9 protein-coding genes are annotated in these 17,586 nt (G+C 60.9%); 8 read left to right on the top strand and 1 reads right to left on the bottom strand.

The features are described 5' to 3' along the window. Positions 1-16: 16 nt before the first annotated feature. Together ACCD02_RS05015 and ACCD02_RS05010 are read left to right on the top strand one after the other, a co-directional pair. Positions 17-1,744 (top strand): autotransporter assembly complex protein TamA, encoded by a 1,728-nt coding sequence (locus ACCD02_RS05015; RefSeq protein ID WP_413299018.1) that lies wholly within the window; start codon positions 17-19, stop codon positions 1,742-1,744. Further along, positions 1,741-5,430 carry a translocation/assembly module TamB domain-containing protein gene (locus ACCD02_RS05010; RefSeq protein ID WP_413299016.1) on the top strand — a complete coding sequence of 1,230 codons (3,690 nt, stop codon included), beginning with the start codon at positions 1,741-1,743 and terminating at the stop codon, positions 5,428-5,430. The genes ACCD02_RS05015 and ACCD02_RS05010 overlap by 4 nt, the downstream gene beginning before the upstream one ends. Before the next feature lie 143 nt (positions 5,431-5,573). Here the strand turns inward: ACCD02_RS05010 and ACCD02_RS05005 are convergent, their stop codons facing one another. Beyond that, positions 5,574-6,569, bottom strand: a complete 996-nt coding sequence (locus ACCD02_RS05005) for an aldo/keto reductase (RefSeq protein ID WP_413299014.1) — start codon at positions 6,567-6,569, stop codon at positions 5,574-5,576. A gap of 119 nt (positions 6,570-6,688) precedes the next feature. Between ACCD02_RS05005 and ACCD02_RS05000 the strand changes: the two genes are divergently transcribed. From ACCD02_RS05000 to ACCD02_RS04975, 6 genes are all read left to right on the top strand, one after another. Then, a complete protein-coding gene (locus tag ACCD02_RS05000) occupies positions 6,689-7,606 on the top strand; it encodes a LysR family transcriptional regulator (RefSeq protein WP_413299012.1) in 918 nt (305 codons plus the stop codon). 104 nt (positions 7,607-7,710) lie between these two features. Next, positions 7,711-8,211, top strand: coding sequence for a thiol peroxidase (tpx, locus tag ACCD02_RS04995; protein ID WP_413299010.1), 501 nt, complete (start codon positions 7,711-7,713; stop codon positions 8,209-8,211). A 231-nt stretch (positions 8,212-8,442) separates the two neighbouring features. After that, positions 8,443-9,792 (top strand): MdtA/MuxA family multidrug efflux RND transporter periplasmic adaptor subunit, encoded by a 1,350-nt coding sequence (locus tag ACCD02_RS04990; protein WP_413299008.1) that lies wholly within the window; start codon positions 8,443-8,445, stop codon positions 9,790-9,792. Continuing rightward, positions 9,789-12,899 carry an MdtB/MuxB family multidrug efflux RND transporter permease subunit gene (locus tag ACCD02_RS04985; protein ID WP_413299006.1) on the top strand — a complete coding sequence of 1,037 codons (3,111 nt, stop codon included), beginning with the start codon at positions 9,789-9,791 and terminating at the stop codon, positions 12,897-12,899. The genes ACCD02_RS04990 and ACCD02_RS04985 overlap by 4 nt, the downstream gene beginning before the upstream one ends. Next, positions 12,896-16,003, top strand: coding sequence for an efflux RND transporter permease subunit (locus ACCD02_RS04980; protein ID WP_413299004.1), 3,108 nt, complete (start codon positions 12,896-12,898; stop codon positions 16,001-16,003). Before ACCD02_RS04985 ends, ACCD02_RS04980 begins: the two co-directional genes overlap by 4 nt. Further along, complete coding sequence (locus ACCD02_RS04975; RefSeq protein WP_413299002.1) at positions 16,000-17,469, top strand: efflux transporter outer membrane subunit; 1,470 nt, start codon at positions 16,000-16,002, stop codon at positions 17,467-17,469. The genes ACCD02_RS04980 and ACCD02_RS04975 overlap by 4 nt, the downstream gene beginning before the upstream one ends. Positions 17,470-17,586: the final 117 nt, after the last annotated feature.

Here is a 17,586-nt window from a genome sequence, read left to right as displayed (position 1 = left end):
GTTAGCATCTGCGCCCATGAAAGTGTTCAACCGATTCACTAGCGGTTTTTTTCTCTGTTTTTGCAGCGCCCTGGCCTTCGCCGAGGCGCAGTTGCAAGTCAGGGTGACCCCCGCCAATCCTCAGCTCAAGGCCAATGTCGAAGGCTACGTGGGCAGCCTGGGCGAGCGCGATGCCGAGGCCCTGCGCCATTTCAGCCTTGGCGCCGAGTTACAGGCGCAGAAGGCCGCTCAGGCCTTGGGTTTTTATCACGCCAGTATTGACAGCAAGGTCACCTCCGGCAAAACCCCGGCGCTGATTCTTGACATTCAGCCGGGTGAGCCTGTTCATTTGCGTAACGTGACCCTGCGCGTCGAAGGCGAGGCAGCGTCCCTCAAGTCATTCCGGATTCCTCAAAGTGACACGCTCAAGCCCGGCGCGGTGCTCAATCACGGCCGCTACGAAGACGCCAAGCACCTGATCCAGAATCAGGCGTCGCGCTTCGGCTTCTTTAGCGGACGCTTCATTAAACAGCGTCTGTTGGTCGACCCCCAGGCAGGCGTGGCCGATATCGAACTGGTCTACGACAGTGGTCCGCGCTACCGGCTGGGCAAGGTCAGTTTCACTGGCGATGCGCCCTTTGATGAAGACCTGCTGCGGCGCATGGTGCCTTTCAAGGAGAACACGCCATATGATTCCGAGCTGATTGCCGAGCTTAATCAGGCGATGCAGTCCAGCGGTTATTTCGAGGGGGTGCGGGTCGACGCGTCACCGACGGCAGCGCAGAATCAGGTAGTGCCGGTCAGTGTTGATCTGAATACCCGCAAACCCCGAACCATGGGCCTGGGCCTGGGTTTCTCCACCGACGTCGGTGTCCGCGGCAAGGCCAACTGGACCCGCCACTGGGTCAACGCCCATGGCGATAGCTACGGTGCGGAAATGGAACTGTCGGCGCCCCGGCAAAACGTCGGCTTGTGGTATGAAATCCCTCTGGATCCGCCCTTGACCGACAAGCTGCGCTTTGCCGGTGGCTATCAATACGAAGAAATCGCCGGCACCGACAGCCTCAGCAAACTGCTGACCGTCGGCCCGGAATGGCACAGCAAGTTGCCCAGTGGCTGGGAGCGGGTGGTTTCCCTCAAACTGCAACGCGAAGAGTATCGGCTGGGTGACGATGCTGGTCTGAGTACCTTGCTGATGCCCGGCCTGAGCTATTCCTATCTGCGCAGCGATAACCGTATTGATCCGCACAAGGGTTATCGCCTGCAGTTCGATACCCAGGTGGCCAAGGAAGGCATGGTTTCGGATTCCAACCTGCTGCGCGGCACGGCGCTGATCAAAGGCTTGACTACCCTGGGCGACAATCATCGCCTGCTGGGCCGTTTGCAGGTGGGCGGCAATGCCACCAATGGCTACAAGTCTATTCCGCCGTCCTTGCGTTTCTTTGCCGGTGGTGACCAGAGCGTGCGCGGCTATGACTATCAGTCGCTGTCGCCGAAGAACTCCGATGGTGACCGCATCGGCGGGCGCTACATGATCGCTGGCAGCCTTGAGTACCAATATTCCATTGCCGAGAAATGGCGCGTGGCAACGTTCATCGATGAAGGCAGTTCATTCAACAACCTGGAACTGCCCAGTCTCAAGCGCGGTATCGGTATAGGCGTGCGCTGGATTTCTCCGGTCGGGCCGATACGCCTGGACCTGGCCCATGCTCTGGATGATCCGGGAGGCATTCGTTTGCACTTTTCCATGGGGCCGGAGTTGTGAGTCGGCCAACGGTAATACGTGTATTGAAAATCGGCGGCGCGAGCTTGCTTGTGCTGCTGCTTGCATTTCTGGCTTTGGCATATTGGGTGTTGGCCACGCAAAGCGGCAGCCGCTGGGTCTTGTCCAGTGTGCCGGGTTTACGGATTGACGGCTTCGAAGGGCAACTGGCCGGGCAATGGCATGCCGATCAGCTGGTATGGGCACAGGACGGCACTCGCGTCGAAGTCACGGCACCGGTGCTGGCCTGGTCGCCGGGTTGTCTGCTGCAATTGACCCTGTGCGTCGATCGTTTGCAGGCGCAGCAAGTGCGGCTGCAACTGGCGCCGTCCCCGAGCGAGTCGACCCCTGGCCCTGTAACATTGCCTGATCTGCAGTTGCCCCTGGCCTTGCGCCTGGGTGACGTGCAACTGGGCAGCCTGCAAGTCGATGGCGTGGAACAACTGCGCGACCTGAAACTGGCCGCCCACTGGACAGCCGACGGCTTGCAGATCGACACCGCGCATCTGCAACATGAGGCCTTCGTCGTCGATTTGACCGGCTTGTTGAGCCCCCAGGGCGACTGGCCGTTAACGGCAAAGGGCAGTGTGCTGATGCCGGAACAGGGCGGTCAGCCGTGGAGTCTGGCCCTGGATATCCAGGGTGATCTGCTCAAGACCCTGAAGCTTCAGGCTCGCAGCAGCGGCTATCTGCAAGCACTGTTAGGGGGTGAGTTGCAGCCTCTGGCCGAACACTTGCCCGCCAAAGTGACGATCACCGCCGACAGCTTCAAGGCCAGTGCCGATCTGCCCGACACCCTGCAACTCAATCAACTGAACCTGAGCGCCGACGGCGATCTGGAACAGGGTTACAGGATCAATGGTACTGCCAGCCTGCCTGCGCAAGGTCAGGCGGTTGCCCTGAACCTGCAAGGGCGTGTCGATGCAAAGGGTGCGGATATTCAGGCCCTTGAGCTGAATGCCACACCCCGGCAGCACCTGAACCTGAGCGGCAAACTGGATTGGCAAAAAGGCTTGAGTGCCGAAGCTCATATCGCCTGGCAGGATTTTCCCTGGCACTCATTGTATCCGGCCATTGCCGAACCCCAGGTCAAGGTCAGGACCTTCAATGGCGACGTGTCCTATACCGATGGGCGTTATCTGGGCAACTTCAATGGCCTGTTCGACGGTCCGGCCGGACCGTTCAGCCTGAACAGCCCGTTCAGTGGCGACCTTGAACGGGTGTTTCTGCCGCAACTGGAAATTGTCGCGGGCAAGGGCAAGGCCACGGGCCACCTGAACCTGCAGTTCGCCGACGGCATTGGCTGGGACACCGCCCTGGACCTGAGTGCCATCGACCCGGCCTACTGGGTCGCCGAGTTGCCCGGTACTCTGGCCGGGCCAGTGCGCAGCCAGGGCCAGTTCAAGAATGAACAATTGAGCCTGACCGCCGATCTTGACCTCAAGGGCCGCCTGCGCGGACAACCGACGGTCTTGCAGGCCAAGGCCGACGGGCGTGGCGAGCAATGGAATTTGAGTGCTCTGGATATCCGCCTCGGCGACAACCGTATCCAGGGCAGGGGCAGCCTGCAACAGAAGTTGCAGGCGCAACTGGACCTGAACCTGCCGCGCCTCGGCCAGCTCTGGTCCGGCTTGCAGGGGCAGATCAAAGGCCGGGTCGACGTCGGTGGAACGGTGCACGCGCCCCAGGGCCAGGTCGCTCTACAGGGCAGCCGACTGACCTGGCAGGAGAACAACCTGCAAAGCCTGAACCTGGATGCGCGTGTGGACAGCAGCCAACGCGGCACGCTGGCACTCAAGGGGACGGTGATCAAACTGGGCGACACGACTTTGGGTACTTTAGAGGTCAACGGTCAGGGCGATATCAAACGTCAGCAAGTGAAACTGAACCTGCAAGGCCCGTTGCTGAAACTGGCCCTGGCCCTGGACGGCAATCTGGATCAAGGCAACTGGCGCGGACGCCTGGCCAGCGGCGATATCCAGAGCGGCGGCCAGGACTGGCGCTTGCAGCAACCGGCACGGCTGGAGCGGCTGGCCGATGGCAAGGTCAACTTCGGCGCCCACTGCTGGGTGTCCGGCGCAGCGAGCCTGTGCGGCGAAGACCAGCGCCTGGCCCCCGAGCCGCGCCTGCGTTATCACCTCAAACAGTTCCCGCTGGATAGCCTCGCGCAGTGGCTGCCCAAGGATTTTGCCTGGAAGGGCCTGCTCAACGCCGACGTGCAGGTCGATGTCCCGGCGTCCGGCCCCAACGGTCAGATAGTGATCGACGCCAGCGGCGGCACCCTGCGCATGCGCGATCAGGACCGTTGGCTCGATTTTCCTTATGAACAGCTCAAACTGAGCAGCAAGCTGACGCCCAAGCAGGTCGATACCCAACTGAGTTTCGTCGGCGGCAAGCTGGGTGCCTTGCAGTTGTCGGCGCGCATCGACCCGCTGTCGAAGAACAAGACCCTGAGTGGCAATTTCACCTTGACCGGCCTTGACCTGTCGGTGGCCCGGCCATTTGTAGCGGGTGTGCAGAAGCTCAACGGCCATCTCAATGGCAGCGGTACGCTGTCGAGTGGTTTGTTAATGCCTCAGGTCAATGGCAGCATGACCTTGAGCGATGGTGAAGTCTCCGGACCGGAGTTGCCGGTGGATTTGCGCGATCTGAACGTCAAGGCGCTGATTGCCGGAAACAATGTACAGCTCGACGGTGGCTGGAAAAGCGGTCTGGTCGGGCAGGGCACTGTCAACGGTCAGATTGACTGGGGCAACGCATTGCAGGTCGATCTGCGCCTCAAGGGATCGCAGTTGCCGGTTACGGTCGAGCCCTACGCCAAGCTGGAAGCCGCACCCGACCTGCATATCAGTCTGCAAGGCGACAAGCTGGCGATTGCCGGAAAAGTGCTGATTCCCAAAGGGGCGATCACTGTTCGGGAGCTGCCGCCGTCCACCGTGAAACTGTCGGATGACACCGTCGTCGTCGGTCAGCACGCCGAGGCGGGTAAGCCGCCCATGGCGATGGCCATGAATATCGATGTGGAAGTGGGGTCGGACACCCTCAGTTTCAGTGGCTTTGGCTTGACCGCCAATCTGCGTGGTCATGTGCATATCGGCGATAACCTGGACACCCGGGGTGAACTCAACCTGATCGATGGCCGCTACCGCGCGTACGGCCAGCGCCTGACCATCCGCAAGGCCCGCCTGCTGTTTGCCGGGCCCGTGGATCAGCCTTACCTGGATATCGAAGCGATTCGTGAAGTGGACGAGGTGATTGCCGGTATTCGTCTGACCGGCAGTGCCGAGCAGCCGACCACGACGGTGTTCGCCGAACCGGCCATGAGTCAGGAGCAGGCGTTGTCCTATCTGGTTCTGGGCCGACCGCTGAACAACACCGGGGAAGACAGTAATATGATGGCCCAGGCCGCACTGGCTCTGGGGCTGGCCGGTGGGTCCTCAACGGCCGGGAAACTGGCCAGCGACCTGGGTATCCGTGACTTCGAACTGGATACCGCAGGCACTGGCGATAAGACCAACGTAGTCGCCAGCGGCAAGATCACCGACAAGCTGAGCTTGCGCTACGGTGTCGGCGTATTCGAGCCGGCTAACACCATCGCCTTGCGCTACATGTTGAGCAAGAAGGTTTACCTGGAAGCGGCGAGCGGTGTCGCCAGCTCCCTCGATATCTTCTATAAGCGGGATTTTTAAGGATATGTGCCGCCATTCACTGAATTGAAATGAGCCTGTGGGACCGGCTTCGGCCGGGAAAGGGGCGGCATATCCACTGTACTACCTTGAGTCATGGAAGACCTTCCCGGTTAAGCCAGTCCCACAAAAGCTCATTCGCTTTGTCAGCCATTCACCATCTTCAACGACACTTCGCCATACCGTTCGCCAGCAATGGCTTCAACCGGGAATAGGTCCTTAAGCGCCTGCAACTCGGACGAACTCAGCACGATGTCCAGTGCCGCGACGTTCTGCTCCAGGTACGTGCGCTGCTTGGTGCCGGGAATCGGCACGAGGTCATTACCCTGAGCCAGTACCCAGGCCAGGGCCAGTTGCCCCGCTGTCACGCCTTTTTCTGCGGCCAGGCGCTGTACCTGCTCGACCAGCAACAGGTTTTTGCCGAAGTTTTCACCCTGGAAGCGCGGGTTGGTGCGGCGATAGTCGTCTGCGGCAAAGTCGTCCGGGCTCTTGAGGGTACCGGTAAGAAATCCTCGGCCCAGCGGACTATAGGGCACGAAACCGATACCCAGGCGACGGCAGGCGGCGAGGGTGCCGCTTTCTTCCGGATCACGACTCCACAGCGAATATTCGCTTTGCAGTGCGGTGATCGGATGGATTTTGTGAGCCCGCTCCAGGGTGGCGGCTGAAGCCTCGCTCAGGCCCAGATAACGCACCTTGCCTGCCTTGACCAGTTCGGCCATGGCACCCACCGATTCTTCGACCGTGACCTGCGGGTCGATACGATGCTGATAGTACAAATCCAGCGTATCAATCTTCAGGCGTTGCAGGGTGGCATCAATGGCACTGCGGATGTACTCGGGGCTGCCGTTGATGCCGCGGGCGTCGGGGTTGTTCGGGTCGCGCACGAAACCGAATTTGCTGGCGATCAGCACCTGGTCGCGCTTGCCTTGCAAGGCCTTGCCAAGCAGTTCTTCATTGGTGAAGGGGCCGTACATGTCGGCGGTGTCGAACAGATTGATACCCAGCTCGACAGCGCGATGCAGGGTGGCAATGGCTTCCCTGGTATCGGCGCCGGTGGTGTAGAAGTCGGTCATACCCATGCAGCCGAGGCCGATGGCGGATACCTGCGGGCCGTTGCTGCCTAATTGACGAGTTTGCATGGAGGAGCCCTGTGTCGATTTAAGGTGGTTCATTGTGACTGCTCGACATAATTGGGATAAACCGGCTAAAACTACTTTCACTGTTTAGAAAATCTAAATAATCCTACCAAGAGAACCCTATGGATCGCTTCAATGCCATGCGCGTGTTTACCCGCATTGTCGAATTGGGCGGCTTTGCCCGTGCGGCCGAGAGCCTGCATATGCCCAAGGCCTCGGTGACCATCCTGATCAAGCAACTGGAGGCTCATCTGGGCGTGCAATTGCTGCATCGCACCACGCGTCAGGTCACCCCGACTCTTGACGGGCAGGCCTACTATCAGCGCTGTGTCAGTCTGTTGGCCGATCTGGATGACACCGAGGCGGCGTTTTCCTCGGTCAGCAGCGCGCCCCAGGGTGTACTGCGCATCGATATGCCGGTGGGTTTCGGTCGCTTGATCGTGGTCCCGGCCCTCGCGGAATTCAGTCAGCGCTATCCCTTGATCGAGTTGGAGATCGGTATGAGCGATCGTTCGGTGGACTTGATTCGTGAGGGGGTCGATTGCGTGATCCGTGCCGGCGTGTTGCTGGATGCTTCTCTGGTGGCCCGCCCCTTGACCCGCCTGACCCAGATCACCTGCGCCAGCGAAAGCTATCTGCAACGTTACGGCACGCCCATGACCCTGGAGGATTTGCAACAGCACCGGGTCATAGAGTATTTCTCGGCCAGTACCAACAAGCGCTACGGCCTTGAATTCATGATCGACGGGCAGGAGCGCGAATTCCTGTTGCCCAAGGCGCTGTCGATCAATAATTCCGACGGCTATCTGGCCGCCTGCGAAGCCGGTTATGGCCTGGCGCAGACACCGACCTATCATGTGGTCGAGCAACTGCGCAGCGGCACCCTGCGTGAAGTGCTCAGCCATTTGCGGCCGCCACCCATGCCGTTGATGGCGCTGTATCCACCCCATCGGCAGCTGTCGCGTCGGGTGCGGGTGTTTGTCGACTGGCTGGTGGAGTTATTTGCCCGCGAGGAATTCCAGCACCGGCTCAATGGTTGAGTGAAATCCTCGGCAATGGAGTAGGTGAGCAGGGCATTTCGTGGTTAACTTCCGGCTCGTTTCAACCCTGATAATTTTTCATCCTGACAATAAGGACTCAGCTCATGGCTCAAGTGACTCGTAGAGGCGAACCGGTACAAATCAGCGGCGAATTGCCCAAGGTCGGTACCGTTGCCCCGGAACTGAAACTGGTTGGCGCCGGTCTTGCTGACGTGACCCTGGCTGACTTTGCCGGCAAGCGCAAAGTGCTGAATATTTTCCCAAGCGTCGATACCCCCACCTGCGCCACCTCCGTGCGCAAGTTCAATGCCCAGGCCAATGAACTGGCCAACACCGTAATCCTGTGCATCTCCGCTGACCTGCCATTTGCCCAGGCACGTTTCTGCGGCGCTGAAGGTCTGGAAAACGTCCAGAACCTGTCGACCATGCGTAACCCTGAGTTCATGCAGAACTACGGCGTTGCCATTGCTGACGGCCCTATGGTCGGCCTGACTACCCGTGCCGTGGTGGTGCTGGACGAAGCCAATAACGTGCTGCACAGCGAACTGGTTGCTGAAATCGGTCAGGAACCCAATTACGATGCTGCGCTGGCCGTATTGAAGTAATAGTTGGCAATACTCGCAGTCACTGGACGGCCCGGCCTTGCCCGGGCCGTTTTTATTTATGCTTCAGACGCTTAACAACGTAAGCACTAGGTAAATTGCCGGTAAAGGCCCTTTGCTTAGCGCTCTCGAGTGCTTATTGTTCAGCCTCCGAAAAGTTTATTGCCGTTTCAGCAAGGATCACGCTGAACGTTGATAAAGCTTAGAAGCCCCACGCGCAATGGTTGAGTATTCATGCAATCGTCTGGCCCCCGTAATTCCCGTCGCTGGCTGATCAGCCTGTTGGTCCTGTTGATTATCGTTGGTCTGTGCTGGTGGTTCTGGCCCGGCTCGTTTGCCAATAAAGGCACGGATGCCCCGGCCAAGGGGGCCCAGGCGGGCCATTCCGGCGAGCGCGGCGAAGGCCGTCGCCCGAGCAGCGCCAGCCCGACCAAGGCCATACCGGCACGTCCAGGCTTCGGTGGGGCGACCGGGCCGGTGCCGGTACGTGTTGCGCCAGTGACGCTGGGTGACTTCCCGATCTACTACAAGGCCCTGGGCACAGTAACGGCGATGAATACCATCAACGTTCGCAGCCAGGTGGCCGGGCAACTGGTCAAGCTGTACTTCCAGGAGGGGCAGATGGTCAAGGCCGGTGACATGCTGGCCGAGATAGATCCGCGCAGCTATCAGATCGCCCTGCAACAGGCCGAAGGCACCCTGGCTACCAATCAGGCGCTGCTGAAGAACGCCCAGATCGACGTGCAGCGCTATCGCAGCCTGTTTGCCGAAGACAGTATCGCCAAGCAGACCCTCGACACCGCCGAATCCCTGGTCAATCAGTATCAGGGCACCATCAAGACCAATCAGGCTGCGGTCAACGATGCCAAGCTGAATCTGGACTTCACCAGAATCCGTGCGCCGATCTCCGGGCGGGTCGGTCTCAAGCAACTGGACGTCGGCAACCTGGTCGCGGCCAATGACACCACGGCCCTGGCGATCATCACCCAGACCAAGCCGATCAATGTGGTGTTCACCCTGCCGGAGAGAGACCTGTCCAACGTCATCGCTCGCTATCACAGCGGCGACAAGCTGCCGGTGGAAGCCTGGGACCGTGGCGACGTCAAGTTGCAGGCCAGTGGTGTACTCGCCAGTCTCGATAACCAGATCGATATCACCACCGGCACCCTGAAATTCAAGGCCCGATTCGAGAATCAGGACGAGACGCTGTTCCCGAATCAGTTCGTCAATGCGCGCTTGCGCGCCGACACCCTCAAGCAGGCAGTTCTGGTGCCATCGGCGGCGGTGCAGTTCGGCACATCGGGGGCGTTTGTCTATGCCCTGGACGGCGACAAGAAGGTCAAGATCCGCACGGTCAAGACCGGGCCGAGCGACGACAAGTCCACGGTGATCAGCGAAGGCCTGGCCGCAGGCGATCGCGTGGTCCTGGAAGGTACTGACCGCCTGCGCGATGGCAGTGATGTGGAAGTGGTCAACGACAGCACCGAAGTGCCGAAAAGCCCCGGCCAGCAGTTGCAGGGCAAGCCGAAGAAAGAAGAGGGCGAGCCGGCTCCGGCAGTCAAGGCGGATAAAGGCGACGCATGAATATCTCGCGGCTGTTCATCCTGCGTCCGGTAGCGACCACCCTGAGCATGCTGGCCATTGTCCTGGCCGGCCTGATCGCCTACACCTTGCTGCCGGTTTCGGCGCTGCCGCAAGTGGACTATCCGACCATCCGGGTCATGACCCTGTACCCCGGCGCCAGTCCTCAGGTGATGACCAGTTCGGTCACCGCCCCCCTGGAGCGGCAGTTCGGGCAGATGCCGGGCCTGACGCAGATGGCGTCCACCAGTTCCGGTGGCGCGTCGGTGATTACCCTGCGGTTCAGTCTCGACCTGAACATGGACGTGGCCGAACAGCAGGTGCAGGCCGCGATCAATGCCGCGACCAATCTGCTGCCCACCGATCTTCCGGCACCGCCGGTGTACAACAAGGTCAACCCGGCTGATACCCCGGTTCTGACCCTGGCGATCACCTCGCCGACCATGCTGCTGCCCAAGCTCAATGATCTGGTCGACACGCGCATGGCGCAGAAAATCGCCCAGATCAGCGGCGTGGGCATGGTCAGTATCGCCGGTGGTCAGCGTCAGGCGGTGCGCATCAAGGTCAATACCGACGCCCTGGCGGCCAATGGTTTGAGCCTGGCCGATGTGCGCACTCTGATTGGTGTGTCCAACGTCAATCAGCCCAAGGGTAACTTCGACGGTCCGACCCGGGTGTCGATGCTCGATGCCAACGACCAGCTCAAATCCCCGGCCGAATACGCCAACCTGATTCTTGCCTACGCCAACGGTGCGCCGTTGCGCCTGAAGGATGTCGCGCAGATCGTTGACGGCGCAGAAAACGAACGCCTGGCCGCCTGGGCCAATCAGAATCAGGCGGTACTGTTGAACATCCAGCGTCAGCCGGGGGCCAACGTCATCGAGGTGGTGGACCGGATCAAGACCCTGCTGCCGAGCATCACCGATAACCTGCCAGCTGGCGTCCATGTTGCGGTATTGACCGATCGTACCCAAACCATCCGCGCCTCGGTCAAGGATGTGCAGCATGAGCTGCTGATCGCCATCGTGCTCGTGGTGCTGGTGACCTTCCTGTTCCTGCGCCGCTTCAGTGCGACCATCATTCCCTCGGTGGCCGTGCCGCTGTCCCTGGTGGGTACTTTTGGCGTGATGTACCTGGCCGGGTTCTCGGTCAATAACCTGACCCTGATGGCCATGACCATCGCCACCGGTTTCGTGGTGGATGACGCCATCGTCATGCTGGAAAACATCTCCCGGCATATCGAGGAAGGGGAGACGCCGTTGCAGGCTGCGCTCAAGGGCGCCCGGCAGATCGGTTTTACCCTGGTGTCTCTGACCATTTCCCTGATTGCCGTATTGATTCCGCTGCTGTTCATGGCCGATGTGGTCGGGCGGCTGTTCCGCGAGTTTGCCATCACCCTGGCGGTGGCGATCCTGATTTCCATGGTTGTGTCCCTGACCCTGACGCCGATGATGTGCGCCCGCCTGCTCAAGCGCGAGCCCACGCCCGCCGAGCAGACCCGCTTTTATCGTGCCAGCGGCGCCTGGATCGACTGGCTGATCGAGGCCTACGGCAACAAGTTGCGCTGGGTGCTCAGGCATCAGCCGCTGACCCTGCTGGTGGCCGTCGCTACCCTGGCCCTGACGGTTTTTCTGTACCTGATCGTGCCCAAGGGGTTCTTCCCGGTGCAGGACACCGGGGTGATTCAGGGTATTTCCGAGGCACCACAGTCGATTTCATTTGCCGCCATGAGCCAACGGCAACAGGCCCTGGCCAAAGTGATTCTGCAAGATCCGGCGGTAGCGAGCCTGTCGTCCTATATCGGCGTTGACGGCGACAATGCCACGCTCAACAGTGGTCGGCTGCTGATCAACCTCAAGCCCAATGCCGAGCGCAACCTGACTGCCGCGCAGGTCATCCAGCGCCTGCAACCCAATGTCGATGAAGTGTCCGGGATCCGCCTGTTCATGCAGCCGGTGCAGGATTTGACCATCGAGGACCGGGTCAGTCGTACCCAGTACCAGTTCAGCATGTCGTCTCCGGACGCCGATCTGCTCAGCCTGTGGAGCGGCCGTCTGGTCGATGCCTTGAGCAAGCGTACGGAACTCACCGACGTCACCAGCGACCTGCAGGACCGGGGCTTGCAGGTGTACCTGGCGATCGATCGCGATGCCGCCAGCCGTCTCGGCGTGACCGTGGCCAACATCACCGACGCGCTGTATGACGCCTTCGGCCAGCGGCAGATTTCCACTATCTATACCCAGGCCAGCCAGTACCGGGTGGTGCTGCAGGCCGACTCGGGCAATACCCTGGGCCCCGAGGCGCTGGAGCAGATCCACGTCAAGACCACGGCGGGCGGGCAGGTCAAGTTGTCGAGCCTGGCCCATGTCGAACAGCGTCAGGCGCAACTGGCGATTTCCCATATCGGCCAGTTCCCGGCGGTGATGATGTCGTTCAACCTGGCACCGGGCGAGTCCCTTGGCGCAGCGGTTGACGTGATCAACCAGGTGCAGCAGGACATCGGCATGCCTATTGGCGTGCAGACCCAGTTCCAGGGTGCGGCGGCGGCTTTCCAGGCTTCGCTGTCGAGTACCTTGCTGCTGGTCCTGGCGGCGGTGGTGACCATGTACATCGTCCTGGGTGTGCTCTACGAGAGTTATATCCACCCGATCACCATTCTCTCGACCCTGCCTTCGGCGGCCATCGGCGCCCTGCTGGCGTTGCTGATCAGCGGCAACGACTTGGGCATGATCGCCATTATCGGCATCATCCTGCTCATTGGTATCGTCAAGAAAAACGCGATCATGATGATCGACTTCGCCCTGGACGCCGAACGCAATCGCGGCATCGCTCCGGACGTGGCCATCTACGAAGCGGCGCTGTTGCGCTTCCGGCCGATCCTGATGACCACCCTGGCGGCGCTGTTCGGTGCCGTGCCGCTGATGTTCGCCAGCGGTTCCGGCGCGGAACTGCGTCAGCCACTGGGGCTGGTGATGGTGGGCGGGCTGCTGGTCAGCCAGGTCCTGACCCTGTTCACCACGCCTGTGATCTATCTGTTCTTCGACCGCCTCGGGCGTCGCTGGGGACCCAAGCCTGACGCGCCGGCCGACCTGGAACGGGCGGACGCATGAATCTCTCGGCCCCCTTTATCCGTCGCCCGGTCGCGACCCTGCTGCTGAGTCTGGCGATCATGCTGCTGGGCGGCGTCAGTTTTGGCCTGTTGCCGGTATCGCCGCTGCCCAATATGGACTTCCCGGTGATCGTGGTCTCGGCCAGCCTGTCCGGGGCCAGCCCCGAAGTCATGGCTTCCACCGTGGCGACGCCGCTGGAGCGTTCCCTCGGCGCCATTGCCGGGGTCACTACCATGAGCAGCCGCTCGAGCCAGGGCTCGACGCGGATCATCCTGCAATTCGATATCAAGCGCGATATCAACGGCGCTGCGAGGGAAGTGCAGGCGGCCATTAACGCATCGCGCAACCTGCTGCCCAGCGGGATGCGCAGCATGCCGACCTACAAGAAGGTCAACCCGTCGCAGGCGCCGATCATGGTCCTGTCGATGACCTCCGACGTGCTGAAAAAAGGCCAGCTGTACGACCTGGCCTCGACCATCCTGTCGCAAAGCCTGTCCCAGGTTCAGGGCGTGGGTGAAGTGCAGATCGGCGGCAGCTCGCTGCCGGCTGTGCGGGTCGAGCTGGAACCGCAGATGCTCGACCAGTACGGCATCTCCATGGATACCGTGCGCACGGTGATTACCGGTTCCAACGTGCGACGGCCCAAGGGGTTCATCGAGGATGCCCAGCATAACTGGCAGATACAGGCCAACGATCAGCTGGACAAGGCCAAGGATTACGAGTCGCTGATCATCGCCTACCAGAACGGCGCAGCCCTGCGCCTGAAGGACGTGGCCAAGGTCAGCGATGCCGTGGAAGACCGCTACAACAGTGGTTTCTTCAATGACAAGGCGGCGGTGCTGTTGGTGATCAACCGTCAGGCCGGGGCCAACATCATCGAGACCGTGGCGCAGATCAAGGCGCAGTTGCCGGCGTTGCAGTCCTTGCTGCCGGCCAGCGTCAAGCTGGATCTGGCCATGGACCGATCGCCGGTGATCAAGGCCACCCTGCACGAAGCAGAAATGACCCTGCTGATCGCCGTGGTTCTGGTGATCATCGTGGTCTTCCTGTTCCTCGGCAGTCTGCGTGCCTCGCTGATTCCGACACTGGCGGTGCCGGTATCTCTGGTGGGCACCTTCGCGATCATGTACCTGTATGGCTTCTCCTTGAACAACCTGTCATTGATGGCGCTGATTCTGGCCACCGGGCTGGTCGTGGACGACGCCATTGTCGTGCTGGAAAACATCTCCCGGCATATCGACGACGGCGTGCCGCCGATGCAGGCGGCGTTTCTCGGGGCCAAGGAAGTGGGCTTTACATTGCTGGCGATGAACCTCTCGCTGGTGGTGGTGTTCCTCTCGATCCTGTTCATGGGCGGGCTGGTGCAGATGCTGTTCCGCGAATTCGCCATCACCCTGTCAGTGGCTATCGTCGTTTCTCTGGTGGTGTCCCTGACCCTGACCCCCATGCTTTGCGCCCGCTGGCTCAAGCCCCACGCGGCGGAACAGGAAACCACCCTGCAGCGTTGGAGCCGCAAGGCCAACGATCGCATGGTCGCCGTCTACGACCGCAGCCTGGGCTGGGTGCTGCGTCATCGGCGCCTGACGCTGTTGAGCCTGTTGGTCACGGTGGGCGTCAATATCGCCTTGTATGTCGTGGTGCCCAAGACTTTCCTGCCACAGCAGGATACCGGCCAGTTGATGGGCTATGTGCGGGGCGACGACGGGCTGTCGTTCTCCGTCATGCAGCCCAAAATGGAAGTCTTCCGGCGTGCGGTGCTGGCTGACCCGGCAGTGGAAAGCGTCGCCGGTTTCATTGGCGGTAATGGCGGGACCAACAACGCTTTCATGATCGTGCGGCTCAAACCGATCAAGGAACGCAATGTGTCCGCTGAGCAGGTGGTCGAGCGCCTGCGCAAGAACATGCCGAAAGTGCCGGGCGGGCGCCTGTTCCTGCAACCGGACCAGGATCTGCAACTCGGTGGTGGTCGCGAGCAGACCACCTCGCAGTACCAGTACATTCTGCAAAGCGGTGATCTCGCCAGCCTGCGCGAGTGGTATCCAAAAGTGCTGGCCGCGCTCAAGTCGGTGCCGGAACTGACGGCCATCGACGGTCGGGAAGGGCGCGGCGCCCAGCAAATCACCTTGAAGGTCGACCGTGACACGGCCAAACGCCTGGGCATCGATATGAGCGCGGTGACAACGGTGCTCAATAACGCCTATAGCCAGCGTCAGGTGGCGACCATCTATGAAAGCCTGAACCAGTACAAGGTGGTGATGGAAGTCAATCCCAAGTATGCCCAAGACCCGGTGACCCTCAATCAGGTACAGGTCATTACTTCCACCGGTGCGCGGGTGCCGCTGTCGACGATCGCTCACTATGAGAATACTCTGCAGGACGATCGCGTGACCCATGACGGCCAGTTCGCCTCGGAAACCATTTCTTTCGATCTGGCCGAAGGTGCTGAACTGGAGAAAGCTACGGCAGCCATCGAGCGAGCGGTCGCAGGCGTCGGCCTGCCCAGCGATGTGATCGCCAAGATGGCCGGCACCGCCGATGCCTTTGCGGCGACCCAGAAGGCCCAGCCGTTCATGATTCTCGGCGCCCTGCTGGTGGTCTATCTGGTGCTGGGCGTGCTGTATGAAAGCTATATCCACCCACTGACCATTCTGTCGACCCTGCCATCGGCCGGTGTCGGCGCGCTGCTGAGCATCTATTTGCTCGGCGGGCAGTTCAGCCTTATTTCCCTGCTCGGGTTGTTCCTGCTGATTGGCGTGGTCAAGAAAAACGCCATCATGATGATCGACCTCGCTCTTGTCCTGGAACGCACCGAAGGCATGACCCCGCTGGAGTCCATTCGCAGCGCCTGCCTGCAACGCCTGCGGCCGATCCTGATGACCACCATGGCGGCTATCCTCGGTGCCTTGCCGTTGCTGCTCAGCAGTGCCGAAGGCGCAGAAATGCGTCGTCCGCTGGGCCTGACCATTATTGGTGGGCTGGTCTTCAGCCAGGTCCTTACGCTTTACACCACCCCGGTGGTTTACCTCTATCTCGACCGTCTGCGCCATCGCGTCAATCAATGGCGTGGCGTACGTACCGATGCCGCTCTGGACACTCCGCTATGACCGCTTACCTGACTGCCAAAACCGTTAATCCCTGGCCGCTGCGTACCTTGCGGTTGGCGCTGTGCATGGCGCTGCTCAGTGGCTGCGCAGTAGGGCCGGACTATCACAAGCCGGATGTAACCACGCCTGCGCAGTTCAAGCACGCCGAAGGCTGGAGCCAGGCCAACCCGGCCGATGCCTTTGCCCGTGGTGCCTGGTGGGAGATCTACGGTGATAGCCAGCTCAATGGCCTGGTTGAAACCCTCAACAGCTCCAACCAGACCGTGGCCCAATATGAAGCCCAGTACCGGCAGGCCCGGGCCCTGGTGCGCAGCGCCCGCGGCGCGTTTTTCCCCACGGTCGATCTGTCGGCGGGCAAGACCCGTTCCAGTCAGGGCACCGGCAGCAGCAGTTCCAGCCTGAGTAACAACAGCAGCGGTATCCGCGACACCTACAACACGCAGCTTGGCGTCAGCTGGGAAGCGGATATCTGGGGCAAGCTGCGTCGCGGCCTGGAAGCCGATACCGCCAGTGCCCAGGCCAGTCTGGCCGACCTGGCCTCAATGCAATTGAGCCTGCAATCGGAACTGGTGCAGAACTATCTGCAACTGCGGGTGATCGACGAACAGAAACGTTTGCTCGAAGCCACTGTGGACGCTTACGAGCGCTCCCTGAAACTGACCCAGAACCAGTACCGCGCCGGGATCTCTGCCCGCGATGCCATCGCCCAGGCCCAGACCCAGTTGAAAAGCACCCAGGCCGACCTGATCGACCTGCAATGGCAGCGCGCTCAATATGAAAATGCCATTGCCGTGCTGATGGGCAAGGCGCCATCCGAATTCAGCCTGGCGCCGACCACATCGATTCCCAAATTGCCGCAGATCCCGGCGTCCGTACCGTCGCAACTGTTGGAACGCCGCCCGGACATTGCCGCCGCCGAACGCTCAGTCATGGCCGCCAACGCCAATATCGGCGTGGCCAAGGCCGCCTACTACCCGGACTTCACCCTCAGCCTCAGCGGCGGCTACAGCAGCAGTACCTTCAGCAACTGGCTGAGTCTGCCGAACCGCTTCTGGTCGGTGGGGCCGCAACTGGCCACCACGCTGTTCGACGGCGGCCAGCGCTCGGCCGAGGTCGACCGCACCGAAGCGGTCTACGACCAGACCGTCGCGCAATACCGCCAGGCCGTGCTCAATGGCTTCCAGGAAGTGGAAAATTACCGCGTGCAGCTCAAGGTCTACGCCGACGAAGCCGTGGTGCGCGCCGAAGCCCTGGAGTCGGCCCGGGAATCCCTGCGCCTGACCAGCAACCAGTACAGGAGCGGGCTGATCGGCTACCTCGACGTGGTCAACGTCCAGACCACCGCATTGAGCAATGAGCGTAGTGTGCTGACGTTGCTGCAAAGCCGGTTGGTGGCCAGTGTGCAGCTGATTGCGGCGCTTGGTGGCGGCTGGGATGCGGGGCAGGGGTTGCAACTCAAGGATTGACTGGTTGATCGCGTGAGACCTGGCGGCGTGCAATGCGTCGCTGGGCAGGTAAATGCAATATCGGCTTGAACCTCTGCTAATAGTATTGGGTGTCAATGTCTGCAGTTTGATGCTGTT

It is taken from the genome of Pseudomonas sp. Pseusp88 (assembly GCF_047303955.1).
In the GTDB taxonomy this organism is placed as follows: Bacteria; Pseudomonadota; Gammaproteobacteria; order Pseudomonadales; family Pseudomonadaceae; genus Aquipseudomonas.
Note: the sequence above shows the minus strand (reverse complement) of the source record. Positions and strands in the feature narration are given on the sequence as shown.

What these genes read in the sequence shown, in the direction of transcription:
- ACCD02_RS05015 (WP_413299018.1), top strand. Translation starts at nt 17, where the DNA reads ATGAAAGTGTTCAACCGATTCACTAGCGGTTTTTTTCTCTGTTTTTGC.
- ACCD02_RS05005 (WP_413299014.1), bottom strand. Translation starts at nt 6,569, where the DNA reads ATGCAAACTCGTCAATTAGGCAGCAACGGCCCGCAGGTATCCGCCATC.
- ACCD02_RS05000 (WP_413299012.1), top strand. Translation starts at nt 6,689, where the DNA reads ATGGATCGCTTCAATGCCATGCGCGTGTTTACCCGCATTGTCGAATTG.
- tpx (WP_413299010.1), top strand. Translation starts at nt 7,711, where the DNA reads ATGGCTCAAGTGACTCGTAGAGGCGAACCGGTACAAATCAGCGGCGAA.
- ACCD02_RS04990 (WP_413299008.1), top strand. Translation starts at nt 8,443, where the DNA reads ATGCAATCGTCTGGCCCCCGTAATTCCCGTCGCTGGCTGATCAGCCTG.
- ACCD02_RS04985 (WP_413299006.1), top strand. Translation starts at nt 9,789, where the DNA reads ATGAATATCTCGCGGCTGTTCATCCTGCGTCCGGTAGCGACCACCCTG.
- ACCD02_RS04980 (WP_413299004.1), top strand. Translation starts at nt 12,896, where the DNA reads ATGAATCTCTCGGCCCCCTTTATCCGTCGCCCGGTCGCGACCCTGCTG.
- ACCD02_RS04975 (WP_413299002.1), top strand. Translation starts at nt 16,000, where the DNA reads ATGACCGCTTACCTGACTGCCAAAACCGTTAATCCCTGGCCGCTGCGT.